The sequence below is a fragment of the Novosphingobium sp. BL-S-34 genome (assembly GCF_056857015.1).
In genome coordinates this window covers 46,824-59,606 of record NZ_JBXEPV010000003.1, presented here as the reverse complement: position 1 = coordinate 59,606, position 12,783 = coordinate 46,824, and the positions used below count along the sequence as shown (strand labels likewise).

The 12,783-nt window shown below is 58.1% G+C and carries 8 protein-coding genes and 1 pseudogene; 5 read left to right on the top strand and 4 right to left on the bottom strand.

Going from position 1 to position 12,783, the window contains the following annotated elements:
• Nucleotides 1-528: 528 nt before the first annotated feature.
• From AC1VV3_RS23110 to AC1VV3_RS23100, 3 genes are all read left to right on the top strand, one after another.
• The gene (locus tag AC1VV3_RS23110) at nucleotides 529-1,119 is read left to right on the top strand and encodes a hypothetical protein (RefSeq protein WP_482963405.1); all 591 of its coding nucleotides are present in this window, start codon (nucleotides 529-531) and stop codon (nucleotides 1,117-1,119) included.
• A gap of 199 nt (nucleotides 1,120-1,318) precedes the next feature.
• Nucleotides 1,319-1,606 (top strand): transposase, encoded by a 288-nt coding sequence (locus AC1VV3_RS23105; RefSeq protein WP_482963652.1) that lies wholly within the window; start codon nucleotides 1,319-1,321, stop codon nucleotides 1,604-1,606.
• Nucleotides 1,607-2,745: 1,139 nt separating this feature from the next.
• Nucleotides 2,746-3,585, top strand: a complete 840-nt coding sequence (locus AC1VV3_RS23100; protein WP_482963404.1) for a transporter — start codon at nucleotides 2,746-2,748, stop codon at nucleotides 3,583-3,585.
• A gap of 394 nt (nucleotides 3,586-3,979) precedes the next feature.
• Here AC1VV3_RS23100 and AC1VV3_RS23095 read toward each other — a convergent pair whose 3' ends face one another.
• The 3 genes and pseudogenes from AC1VV3_RS23095 to AC1VV3_RS23085 all read right to left on the bottom strand — a co-directional run bounded on the left by AC1VV3_RS23095 (nucleotide 3,980) and on the right by AC1VV3_RS23085 (nucleotide 8,513).
• The gene (locus AC1VV3_RS23095) at nucleotides 3,980-5,545 is read right to left on the bottom strand and encodes a hypothetical protein (RefSeq protein ID WP_482963403.1); all 1,566 of its coding nucleotides are present in this window, start codon (nucleotides 5,543-5,545) and stop codon (nucleotides 3,980-3,982) included.
• 1,018 nt (nucleotides 5,546-6,563) lie between these two features.
• Nucleotides 6,564-8,165, bottom strand: coding sequence for a chaperonin GroEL (groL, locus tag AC1VV3_RS23090; protein WP_482963402.1), 1,602 nt, complete (start codon nucleotides 8,163-8,165; stop codon nucleotides 6,564-6,566).
• Between the two features lie 61 nt (nucleotides 8,166-8,226).
• Nucleotides 8,227-8,513: pseudogene (locus tag AC1VV3_RS23085) on the bottom strand (co-chaperone GroES).
• Between the two features lie 679 nt (nucleotides 8,514-9,192).
• On the opposite strand from AC1VV3_RS23085, the gene AC1VV3_RS23080 reads away from it, so the two are divergent.
• Complete coding sequence (locus AC1VV3_RS23080; protein WP_465128818.1) at nucleotides 9,193-10,911, top strand: alpha-L-fucosidase; 1,719 nt, start codon at nucleotides 9,193-9,195, stop codon at nucleotides 10,909-10,911.
• Nucleotides 10,912-11,165: 254 nt separating this feature from the next.
• Nucleotides 11,166-12,356: an FAD-dependent monooxygenase gene (locus AC1VV3_RS23075; protein ID WP_482963401.1), complete on the top strand. Its 1,191-nt coding sequence runs from the start codon at nucleotides 11,166-11,168 to the stop codon at nucleotides 12,354-12,356.
• 45 nt (nucleotides 12,357-12,401) lie between these two features.
• Here the strand turns inward: AC1VV3_RS23075 and AC1VV3_RS23070 are convergent, their stop codons facing one another.
• Nucleotides 12,402-12,782, bottom strand: coding sequence for a winged helix-turn-helix transcriptional regulator (locus tag AC1VV3_RS23070; protein WP_132269424.1), 381 nt, complete (start codon nucleotides 12,780-12,782; stop codon nucleotides 12,402-12,404).
• Nucleotide 12,783: the final 1 nt, after the last annotated feature.

Sequence of the window (12,783 nt, the reverse complement as noted above, 5' to 3'; positions counted from 1 at the left end):
GCTAGGCCATCCTGCACTGACGTCACGAGGCGTGCCAAGGGCGTGCGCATGGGGCCGCTTTGATTACCTTTGCCGAGAGACGCCGGCGCCTTGCCCACTGCGCTCTGCCGTTCACTGGTTCTTCCAGCCCCGTCTCGCCGACTGTTGTGCCATACCCTCCTCACATGAGGAGTTCAGGGTCAAGGGGGTCATTTGTCGCCACCGCTTTCTCCTTTGCTGCGATCCATGGTCTAAACCCACTGACAAATACCGGCCCGGTGCTGAGCCTGTACCACCTCCCATTCGCTCGCCGCTCTAGGCGGCTGCACCCCTACACTCATCCTGGGCCGGGCCGAGGAGACCACTCTTCGACTCGGGTGTTTCGGCCATCAAGGGTACCGGCCTCGCTTGCCAAGAAGAGGCAATTTCCTCTCGATACAGCCAAATAAAATACTTTATCAATTGCAGGTGTGTTAAGATAAAATATTGATAAATCCATAAGCCGGAGAAATATCAAGAGACATCTTACTCCTATTTGGAAATTAAACCATGGACCTCAACGAGTTACTCTACCAGCATCAGCTGGCGCTTATAAACGCGAGGGCTTCACATCCCGGTGAGAATCGGGAAGCCTATTCTAGGATCGTAGCCCATTACGCAGCAAGACTGCACGCTTATCGCAGTCGTCGCCATATCCAGCAGTATTCTGAAACTATGGTCGCGGATGAGCTGAGATCGCCTTTAGCTCACGCCGCCGTCAAAGCCGACGAGGCAGCGCTTTCACTCGAGGAAGTTGAAATGATCAGTCTTGCCGCTGCCAGACATGGCGGAACCACGGAAGAGCGGAAGGTCCTGGCGTTGGAAATGATCGCCGATCAACTGCTTCTTATCCATGCCGACCTACTGGCTATCGATGCCCATTCTCAGCAAGATATCACGGAGCAAAACGGTTCGCCGGATTTAAGCAACACACAAGACGTGGACGGCTGGGAAAATGAGGGAGGGCATTTGGACGCCCCTGCGACTGGACTGCCGCATGGCGTTACGAAGAGAACCACGAACGTATATTCCGTCGGACCCTACGTGTATTCCGATCTCTCCTCTGCCTTGGCGGAGGCTGCTAGGCAGAGGCACCACTGATGCGCCGCCTATTATCCGAAGGTTGTTTTGCGCTGCGGTGCGCCAACTCAGCATTAGGGCATCGAACGACGTAATCGTCCGCTTGTCATTCGGCCGTAGACGAATTAAAATTCAACTTTCTCTACCTGCCATGGTTGTGTGACTAGCGCAGCTCGAGGGCGACGAGCAGGCGCCATTTTTGTCTCCGCTACGCCATAAGGTGCGTCAGCGGGTCTGTCCGGGCTATATCGCAGGATTGATCAGGCCCGCGGATCGCAAGAGCGTGCAACCGATGGCGGCTCGCGATGGCGAGTTTGGCTTTGATCAAATTCATCATTTCGTTACAGAAGGGCTTTGGAGCAGCCCTTCACTACAGGCCGTTCGTCTGCAGGAAGTTGATCGTTTGGCGGCAGACAACGCGACCTATGTGGTGATTGACGATGCCGCATTATCGAAGAAGGGCGATTACGCGGTTGGCGTCGCGGCGCAATATGTCTTTGAATTCTGAAAGACCTCGAACTGTCAGTCTCTCCTTTCGGTGATCCTGGCGTCGAGAGAGGTTCCCGTGATGAGACTTACGTCTCTTTTTTCCCAAATGCTGGACGGTCGATGTCGGACGCATGGAACGGGCCCGGGTGGATTTTGCGGGAGATAGATCAGCGCGAGAAACCTTCGCCAATCACGAAAAAAGGCCGAGTCAAGATCGGCCTGATAGTTTGGAAAAGATGCCTGAAAGGCTAGAGCATGCTGCAAGTGCGAAGATGTTTCTGCAAGTGCTAAAACCACCGCATCGGATCGAAGATCGATAGCAGCGACGCCCTTTACGAAAACTCGCCGAGGCCCGGGCGAGGCCAGTGGGCCTCATCGCTAAGACTGCGACGGAAATGGCGTTTGAAGTTGCGGCTGAACGGCGCTGGCCTGGCATAGCAACCTGCATTGAGACTGCCGTGGTGGACGTTTCACTACGTGCGATCCTCGTGCAAGGGCACGGCTTTGATGTACTGCATGGCCGAACCTTCGGTAAGGGCTTAGAATTCAATATTGTATGAAGCCACGCTCGTCCCCGCTGCCTGAACGAGGGCGCGCGCGGTAAGTCCTTCGTGGTTGCGTTCGCGGATCATGGACAAACTCTTCACGATCCGACCTGCCGTTCCCGCGCGCTATAAGGCAGCCACAAATGGCCTGGATTGCGGCCATAACATCGCGGGGAACGGCAGTTCGCGAAGGAGGCCTCGGCCTAGGACAGTGCATTCCTGCGGCGCCTAAAGCTTCTCCAGCAATCGTCGAAAAACATCGCGGACGGATGGGTCCATCGGACTCGACACCAGACTAAGCGCTTGCTCACGGCGATGCGGCATGTCCGGCATGTTGATTGCGTCGGCTATCTCGGCACCGAGAGGAGATCGAAGTTGAAATAGATAGCCAGCAACGGCCGACCGGGATCCGCGTACGAGGACATGCGGAATGGGGCGCGGAGCCCCGTGCGCGCGCTATCCCGAAAGTCTGAAGGTAGGCAAGCTGTGGATCACGTCCTTGAGACAATCGCCAATGATACTCAGTTTTTCCCGATCCTAACCGGGTTAAGCGCGGCCTAGCGTCCTCCTCACTAGCACCTCTATGCAGTGCGCATTCATGTTGGGGAATCGTGTGTTTCGTGAAAAGACGGTACCATCGTGGACATATCGAGCCTGGAGCCTGCTTGGATGCTTAGCCGCCGTCGCGGTCCCGCTTTCAGCATCAGCACAGGCTACGGCGTCTCAAGCTGCAGACGAACACGAAGAAAACAGCGGACAAGACCCCACCAGGCCGGTCACCAGGTTCGACGTTCGTCTGAAATACCAGAACCAGCCCAATGGCCTTGATGCGGAGACACTGACCCTTCGCGCGGACAAACCGTTCATGCTTGGCGGAGGCTGGAAGCTCAGCACGCGCGGCGACATACCCATCGTCCGTAACGAAGCACTGACGCTGGCCGATCCTGACGGCAATCACAAGGTCGGCCTGGGTGATGTCCTGACACAAGCCCTTTTCATCGCGCCCCCGCGCGGACCTGCGACCATGGCCCTTGGGACGCAGCTAATCATCCCGACTGGGACTGACGACCGGTTCACCACTGGCAAGTGGCAGCTCGTTCCGACAGCCGCCATCATTTACCAACTCCCCGACATCAGCCGCGGTACCTTTGTCGGCCTGATTGTACGGGATACCTTCAGCTTTGCGGGGAAGGACGACCGGGCCGACATCAACGTGGTCAGCGTGCAACCGATCTTCAACTGGCAGTTGCCGGAGAAGTGGTTCGTCACGTTCAGTCCCGAGGCGAAATTGAACACCAAGGACGACTGGCGGCTTTTCCTCCCGCTCGACGCCACCATCGGCAAGAAGATCAATCCGACGACGGTGATGTCGCTGCAAGGCGATGTGGCGCTGGTGAACGACTACAAACAGTACGACTGGCAACTAGAGTTGCGCATCGGCTTCTTTTTCTGACCATAAAATGGTCTCAAGTGGCTGCAACGTCCTCGCTCTGCTGGCAGCCGGAGGCTTGGCGGGCCTGATGATGGGGGCACCGATGCCCGTCCCCACATGACCTCGCGCTTCGCGCCCCAACATCCTCTTCATCCTCGCCGACAACCTCGGCTACGGTGACCGTGGTGTTTATGGGGCGGGGTTGCTTGACGAGCGCATTATTCTCAAGCAGCGGTGTATGCCAGTGGCTCGACGCCCATTATCGCCGTGCGGCCGCCCAACTCAAATATTTGGAATTGGTCGTTCCTTCAAGACCCCCAAACCTAGCGAGAGAAAAGCTGCTGGTGGGCACGGATTCGCTCCGGAACCGTCCGAATATCGCGATCCAAGGGTGAATGCGGGCGATAACGGGTTTTCAGCCGATGATACGTTTGATTGCAAAGGCCCCGCCTATTAGAAGGTCACCGTCTTCAAGGATGGTGGTGATGCCGCCGAAAGCATTCCACATGGCGCTGTCGTCCGGGAACACCCAGCGTGCCTTGACCTCGCCTGTCACCCAGTCGAGACCGGCATATTCGTAGGTTAGGCCGCGTTTGTTGGCGGCATACAGCAGGCCTGTCGCTGCCGATACGACTGGCACCATGATATCACTGTTGTCGATCTCGGCGTTAAGCCAGTCTTGTTCGAACCGGCGCGTCGCAGGATTCCAGTTGAACTTCTGGATGCCCTTTGGGGCCGGGCGGGTGACCCCCGCCATAAAGCCATTATGGAAGCCTGGCTCGGGGAACGGCTCGGGATAAGTGCTGTTGACGACGGCCACGCCGTAGCCGAGAACGTTGGGCGACGGTTCGATGGTAGCCTTCGAAATCTCGATCCTGGCCTGATCCGCGATGCGGCGCGACTTAGTGCCCGGCTTCTGCTCAAAATCCTCGGGAATGTCGTCGCGCCAGAAGGCGACGAGGTTGGTGCCGCCCTCTGCTCCGTCCGCGATAACAACGAGCTTATCCGGGTCGTCGCCGAATCCCATCAGAGTGGGCGTCGTCCCAGATCCTCGCGAGATCGATCCCAGCGCGAAGGCTTTTTCGTCAGGCATCCATTCGTAGCCGGATTCCCAGGCGCCATCCTCCTCTTCGGAAGAGAGGTTCTTGCCGTTCCAGACGACCTTGAGCATCCTGCGCGAGGTTACGACGTAGATGCCGCCGTACTCGTCGACAGGGACGGCATTGTCGACGGCTTCGCCCGAGAAGGCCACGTACGACTTCACGGCAAGATCGCGATCGAGAATGATCACCGCGCCGGGAGCGGCGGCGACCAGGAAGCCGTCATACGTCATGCTCAGCGCGATGATGCGGCTGACCGACTGTGCGACGTCTGGGGGCACGGCCGCTGCCACGTCGGCCACCTTCACGATGCGGGCGGGCGAGCGGACCTCGTTGTCATCAGTGCATTTTAGCACTCGCGTGCCGCCGAATACGCAATAGTGGAAGCCGTCCCGGTCGAACAGGTTGTAGACGCCGTTAATACCGATGGCGTGAGTGAAGCCGATGTCGTCGACGCCGCGGATGGCCTCCATCAATTTCGCATCGTCGCCCTCTCGGCGCGCCTTGTCCCATTCCGCGAGTAGACCTTCGACCGTTGCCTCGTCGGCACCTTCAAACACCTCTTCGAAGCCGGGATAGGCCATGTAGGAAATCGATTCGATCGCCTTGCCAGTGAGGAATAGCTTTCGCAGGCCGAACATGCCGCTGGCGAACGCAACCGTATCGCTCCCGATCTTCTTCAAAGTGGGGTTCGAAGCCATGAAGTTGCGAACGAATTTTGCATCGTCGCCCTTTACGAGGGTCTTTCCCTGTATCGGGCCTGCAATGGCCACGGAATCCGTCGCGCCTGGGTTGAAGTGGGATGTAGGATAGACGCTCGGCGTCAGCCACGGGTTGGGTGCGGGCATATTCGCTGCAAGCTTTTCATGAGTGTCTGACATAGGGCGCCTCCATTTGAGGATGACGATTGACGAGATTCTCTCTGACCACCATCGGGTATTTACGGTAAAAGCCGAGGGGGCTTCCCCATGTGGAGGAAAGCGCGGGGCATTGAACGATCGCAATCGCTCGATCAGATTTTCGGGAAGGGCGGCTGATCGCCGTTAATCGCTCCGAACCTGACAGTCGCCAGTCGGCCACCTTCCCTGCCGATTGGGGCGACGATGCCGAACTCCGCTATGTGCGCCCGCAAGGCGGTCGATAACTGGGTTCGCTGACGGTTAAGTATTAGGCGAACACGATGCGGCATCACCGCACTTTGTTGCTCTGGTGACCTAATTCCAACGAACCGCATGGTCGGCCGCGTTGCTTCGCAGATCGCCTCAGCGTTCGCTGCATCTTTCTTCCCGCGTTTGACGAACGGTCACATTACTGCGCGGGCATCAACTCTTCATCATGACCGAGGGCGATGAGTTGTACGCGCTCAGAAGTCTGTTGATGCGCACGCCTTGATTCCGATCAAGCAAAGCGGCAGTTTCGCGAAGAATGTCAGGACGCGACTGCGCGTCAATTGCTGGCGCAGTACCGCTGCACCATCAGCATCCACACCGTGCAATGGCACACGTTCTTCGCCAGATCCAAACCTATCGTCATGGCTGTTCCCATCCCGGCTCTCTTCCGCCTCATCCGCTGGTCATCCTGCGGGAGGGTTCGAGAGCCGTCACGTTATCATTCACAGACGATCAGCCACCAATATTCCGGTCGCAGCTGTTGCCCGTCCGCCTTTCCCTTCCACACACAAAAGATGGCCGATTGACGAATGTCCGCTTCAGAATGGAAATGCGAGCATGTCCGACGTTCCTGCGGCGTCGAATTCCAACTAGCTCACGGCATTTATCATTTAGGCGAGCGGCCTGTTCTAGAGGAACCTACCGATCACCAGAATGAAATTGAAATTACCTTTGTAACCTCGGAAGGATAATCGATGTTCGAGGACGGAGAATTATGGTGACAGGTAGATCAGGCCTTCGATGACGTATTTTCGACTAGGTCGGCAATACCCGCTTCTGCGGTGATCACCATTCCCGCGACTGATGCCGCATCCTGAATGGCGCAGCGGGCAACCTTGGTGGGGTCGATGACGCCGGATTGAAACAGGTTTTCATAGCGCTCCGTCTGGGCATTGAAGCCAATGTTTTCATCGCCACCCTCAAACAGCCGCCCGGCAACGAGGCTGCCGTCGTGTCCGGCGTTTTCCGCGATCTGGCGGACCGGAGCCTGCAAGGCGCGGCGTACGATCTCGATGCCGCGGGTCTGGTCGTCGTTCGCGCCCTTCATCCCGGCCAGCACCTTGGAGGCGTAGAGCAGTGCGGTGCCGCCGCCCGGCACGACCCCCTCCTCGACGGCGGCACGCGTCGCGAAGAGGGCGTCGTCGACCCGGTCCTTGCGCTCCCTCACTTCGACTTCGCTTGAGCCGCCGACCCTGATGATCGCGACGCCGCCAGTGAGTTTGGCCAGGCGCTCCTGAAGCTTCTCCTGGTCGTACTCGCTGGCGGTGTTTTCTATCTGCCCTCGGATCGCCGCGATGCGTCCCTTGATCGCATCGGCGGTGCCGGCGCCATCGACGATGGTGGTGGTATCCTTGTCGATCGTCACCTTTTTGGCCGTGCCCAGCATGGCGAGCGTGATGTTTTCAAGCGTGATCCCGAGATCTTCTGAGACGACTTCGCTGCCCGTCAGGACCGCGATATCCTCCAGCATGGCCTTGCGGCGATCACCGAAGCCTGGTGCCTTTACCGCGGCAACATTCAGGCTACCGCGCAGCTTGTTGACGACTAGCGTTGCCAAAGTCTCGCCCTCGACGTCCTCGGCGATGATGAGCAGCGGCCGTCCGGACTGGACGACGGCTTCGAGCAAGGGAAGGATCGGGGCAAGCGCTCCCAACTTCTTCTCAAACAGCAAAATATGCGGATCGGCCAGTTCAACCGTCAGTTTCGCGGGGTTGGTCACGAAATAGGGCGAAAGGTAGCCGCGGTCGAACTGCATGCCCTCGACGACATCGAGCTCGAATTCGACGCCGGAGCCTTCCTCGACCGCAATGATGCCTTCCTTGCCGACCTTTTCCATAGCTTCGGCGATCTTGCGGCCAATGATTTCATCTCCGTTGGCCGAAATGGTACCGACCTGCCCGACCTCGTCCGTTCCCGCCACGGGCTTGGACCGGGCCTTGAGTTCGGCGACCACTGCCTTGACCGCAATGTCGATGCCGCGCTTCAGGTCGATCGGATTGGACTGTGCAGCGACCGATTTCATGCCCGCGCGGACGATCGCCTGCGCGAGCACGGTGGCGGTGGTCGTCCCATCGCCCGCGTGATCGTTGGTCCGCGATGCCACAGTGCGCATCAGCTGCGCGCCCATGTTTTCGAACTTGTCGACGAGGTCGATTTCCTTGGCGACGGTGACGCCGTCCTTGGTGATACGGGGCGCGCCGTAGCTTTTGTCCAGCAGCACGTTGCGGCCCTTGGGGCCAAGCGTCACTTTCACAGCATTGGCGAGAGTATCAACGCCTCGGCTGAGAGATTCGCGGATATCGCGCGAAAATCGTACATCTTTGGCGGTCATGGTCGTTATCCTTCTAGGTGGAGATGTCGACTTCGCCGGGAAGCGCCGGCCCGCTGACAACTCAGCCCAGAATGCCGAGCGCGTCGCTTTCCTTCATGATAACGGGGTCTTCGCCGCCCACCTTGAACTCAGTGGGGGACCATTTGCCGAGCAAGATGCGGCAACCGCCTCGACGTCAGGCGCAATAATCGTCCCGTCTTCCCCTCTGGTGCCCGAGCCAGCGGACACGATCTCGCCTCCCTGCGGCTTTTCACGGGCATTGTCAGGAACGATGATGCCGACGGCGGCCCTCTTGGGTGCTTTTAGCCGGCGTCCGAGAACGCGGTCATCCAAGGGGCGCAATGTCATGATGGAGCGATCCTGTCGCTGGGCCGCGACTAGGCGTCGCTTTCACAAGAGAGGCCAGCGCCGCGCGTTGCGATCTGGCAGTCACGATGAAAGAGTGCCAGTTGTTTGTATATGGGCAGGGCGGATTTCAAATCAAGTATGGCATTCGCTCTGCCGAAGCTCAGAGCGACCATTCTGGCGGATGAGATCAGAAATTTCGGACGATTAGGCGCATTTTCCCTGAACCATCCCATAGCTTTTCACCAATCTCGCCCGCATGAGCCGGACCTGTTTCATCTTTCAGGGCCCCAATAAAGCTATAGGTTGCCTCTAAGGCTTCCGATTGCGGAATATTCGCAACAAAGCTTTCAGAGTGAAGCTTGCATGAATTTAATCGTTACTGCGGCTCCTCACTCCCCCCGTGTGGCCGGGACAACCCCGGAATCCGCGCGCTTCCTCCGAAACATCATTGCGATGGCCAGCAGGGCTACAGAAGATATTCCATGCTATTATCAGAGATCAGTCGCTAGCAACCTCTGCAATGCTCAAGGCCGAGGCGCCGCTTTGGGGGATGACGATAGCCAAATTCCGAAGCGCTGTCGCCATCCCCAAAACGAGAGCCTTTGGAACGCCGGTCAAAACCGAAAAAAAACACGATGCTCGAATTAGGCTCTGGCATTGGTGGAAGTAACCTTTACCAATGAAAGACGGTATCGGTACATCGACGTTGTTGGGGGGGAAGAACATGCGGCCGACGAGACGGACGATCCTGGGTGTAGGCCTTGCCGGAACGGCTGCATCGCTGTTTACCGGAATTTCAAATGCGGCATCGACGGTGCGGTCGGTGAAGGTGCCGCCCCCGCAAAAATTCGTAGGGGACTGGGCTTCGTTAACGGCAGGATATAGCGCACCCGACTGGTTCCGTGACGCGAAATTCGGTATCTGGGCGCATTGGGGTGCTGCATCCGTGCCGGCCGCAGGCGACGACTGGTATGCCCGGGACATGTACCTTCAGGGGCATCCATCATATCAACACCATCTGAAGAATTACGGACATCCTGCAGATAGCGGGTTCATGGAAATCCAGAACCGTTGGCGAGCAGAGCGTTGGAATCCAGCGGAACTTCTTGATCTCTACAAGCGAGCCGGCGCTCGATATTTTATGGCAATCGCCAATCATCACGACAATCTCGATTGCTTCGCCTCCTCTCACCATGAATGGAATTCGGTTCGAATAGGACCGCGCAAGGATGTCATTGGTACGTGGGAAAAGCTTGCGCGTGAGCGTGGGCTGCGTTTTGCCGTATCAAACCATTCCGGCCATGCCTGGCACTGGAACCAGGCGGCTTACGGCTATGATGCCGAGGGATCGCGGCAGGGACAGCGTTACGATGCCGCCAGACTGACAAAGGCCTCCGGGCGCGGTACTTGGTGGGAGGGACTGGATCCGCAGCAACTCTACACGCGGGCGAGCATGGCGATGCCAGATGGCATCACTTCAATTGCTGAGGCGGACGCGTGGCATGCCGCGACAGATGGATTGTGGAATGAGGGCGTGCCGCCCGATCCTGAGTTTGTGCGGCGGTGGGTGCTGCGATGCCAAGAGCTGATCGACAAGTATCGGCCCGATATGCTTTACTTCGACAACCATGACCTGCCGTTGCAACAGGCTGGGCTCGACATGGCCGCGTATTTTTACAACCGGAACATGGAGTGGAACGGCGGGCACCTCGAGGGTGTGGTCACAGCCAAGGAAACGCCTCCGCAGCGGCGGATGGGTCTCGTCGATGTCGTCGAGCGGGGCCAGAAGAGCTATATCGACCAGTTTCCCTGGCAAACGGAAACATGCCTCGGAAACTGGTTCTACGGCGAGGAATATTATCGCAAAAACCTATACAAGACCCCAGCCAAGGTCATTCATACCTTGTGTGATGTAGTTTCAAAGAACGGTAACTTGATGCTGAGCGTGCCAATCCGGGGGGATGGTACTATCGATGAAAAGGAGCGGCAGATCGTCGAAGAGATCGCGACGTGGATGGGCCGGTATGGAGAGGCAATCTACGGCACCCGCCCGTGGCGTTTGCATGGAGAGGGATCAGCGGTGAACGGCGGCGGAGCTTTCTCGGAGGGTGGTCAGACCTCCATCTATACGGCAAAAGACGTGCGATATGTGACGCGCAATGGTGCGGTTCACGCACTGATCCTGGGTTGGCCTGAGGAAGGCAGAGTGCGCCTAACGCTGCTTGGAAGCAGTAATCCCGTTGGTAGAGGCGAAGTATCTCGCGTGACGCTGCCTGGCAGCGAGCTACCTCTTCCATTCACGCGATCGGCCGACGCGCTCGAAGTTCGTGTGCCCGATACCTGCCGCAACTCTATCGGACTCGCTCTTGTCATCAACGGCACCGGACTGGCAACGTAATTGAGAGCTGCGAATGGCGCTCGAAGCATCCGGTTTCCCTATGCCTTTGACCGAAGTCTTCCACGAACTTCCGCTTCCCGGATTGGAGGGCAGAAAGTCGCGCGCCTGAATCGGCCACGGAACACGATTCAAGGTTTCGTGAGATGTAGCGGAGACTTCGCGGAGCGGGGGCCATAAATCCACGGGGAACGCTACCAAGATGCATGGGTTTCTTGGAATGAACCTTAGGACCGGATCATGGCCGAAGCGACCTTATGCCACAGCACCTACTGATCACCGGCGCGAGCATCGCTGGTAACGCAGCCGCCCTCGCATTGATGAGGCGTGGGTTCGATATAACCGTTGTGGAGCGCGCACCCGAGTTTCGTGATGGAGGCCAGAACATTGATATTCGCGGGGTCGGGCGCGAGGTACTTCAGCGGATGGGTCTCGAGGCCGAGGCGCTAAAGAAAGGTACAGGTGAGGAAGGGACAGCATGGGTCAATGCTGACGGGAGCGAGGCTGCACGCTTCCTTGTCAGCGAGATCGAAGGAGACGGCCCAACGGCTGAAATGGAAATCCTGCGGGGCGACCTGGCTCGCTTGCTTTACGATGCAGCCAGACATGACGCGCGCTTCCGCTTCGGCGATCATATTGTCAGGGTTGACGAGATTGATCAGGCCATTTCAGTTACATTCGCAAGTGGCGCAACCGGCGATTTTGATGCGCTGATTATCGCGGAGGGCGTTGGGTCAGGCACGCGAGAACTGGTCTTTCCTGGTGAGAACGAGCCGCGCTGGATGGACCTGACTATCGCCTATTTCACTATTCCCCGGACGCCGGACGATGATCGAATGTGGCGGTGGTACAATGCGCCTGGCAAACGCAGCGTATCACTGCGCCCAGACCGCCACGGCACGGCACGCGCGATGTTGTCGATCTTTAAAGAAGCCGATGGCGCGCAGGATTGGAATACAAAGCGTCAGAAAGCCTTCCTGCGCGATTGCTTTGCGGATGCCGGGTGGGAAACACCGCGCATTCTCGAAGCCATGGACCACACCGAAGACTTCTACTTCGATGCGCTGCGCCAAGTGAAGATGCCGCGCTGGTCTTCAGGACGTGCGGTGTTGACGGGCGATGCGGCTTGGTGTGCAACCCCACTGGCAGGGATAGGAGCTACACTTGCCGTGACCGGCGCTTATGTTCTTGCCGGAGAACTTGCGCGCGCAGATGCCGTGGCAGAAGCTTTCGCTGCCTATGAAACGCAGATGCGGCCGATGGTGGAGGATGGACAGGGCGTCCCCAAGATCGGACCGCGTTTGATGCATCCTCAAACCCGCCTGGGTATTCGGTTGTTGCATGGCATGCTCGGTCTCGCTAGTCTTGACCCGGTCCGCAATCTCTCCGCCAAGATGTTCAGCGGCCCAGGCAAGGAAGTCGACCTATCTCGCTACCCCGAAGTGTGATCGGCAAGTTCCAACGCGGCGTCGCTCGAAAAGCGGCCGGGCATGTCAGCGTCTTCTGCTCGTTGCTCTGGTGCCAAGTTGCTCGAGAGCATCGGGATTGCTGCGGCCCCATGCGTAGAGCAATTCAACCGGCTCAACGAAACGCACGCCCAGTTCTGTAAGGCGGTATTCCACCGCTGGCGGCATATCGCTTTGGACATGGCGGCTAATCAAGCCGATCTCTTCCATATCTCGTAGGGTCTGCGTCAGCATCTTCTTCGAGATGCCTGGAAGGCTTCGCTGCAGTACGCCAGTGCGGCAAGTGCCACCATGACGAGCGTGCAAGGTGTGCAGCACCATGCTGGTCCATTTGGTTGCGAACAACGAGAGCACCCGGCGCGGGGCGCAGTCTTCGCGCCACTCTTCTTCAGCCGTACCTGGGAACATA

Coding starts and splice junctions, on each gene's coding strand:
- AC1VV3_RS23110 (WP_482963405.1), top strand. CDS start 529: ATGGACCTCAACGAGTTACTCTACCAGCATCAGCTGGCGCTTATAAAC.
- AC1VV3_RS23095 (WP_482963403.1), bottom strand. CDS start 5,545: ATGTCAGACACTCATGAAAAGCTTGCAGCGAATATGCCCGCACCCAAC.
- groL (WP_482963402.1), bottom strand. CDS start 8,165: ATGACCGCCAAAGATGTACGATTTTCGCGCGATATCCGCGAATCTCTC.
- AC1VV3_RS23080 (WP_465128818.1), top strand. CDS start 9,193: ATGAAAGACGGTATCGGTACATCGACGTTGTTGGGGGGGAAGAACATG.
- AC1VV3_RS23075 (WP_482963401.1), top strand. CDS start 11,166: ATGCCACAGCACCTACTGATCACCGGCGCGAGCATCGCTGGTAACGCA.
- AC1VV3_RS23070 (WP_132269424.1), bottom strand. CDS start 12,782: ATGTTCCCAGGTACGGCTGAAGAAGAGTGGCGCGAAGACTGCGCCCCG.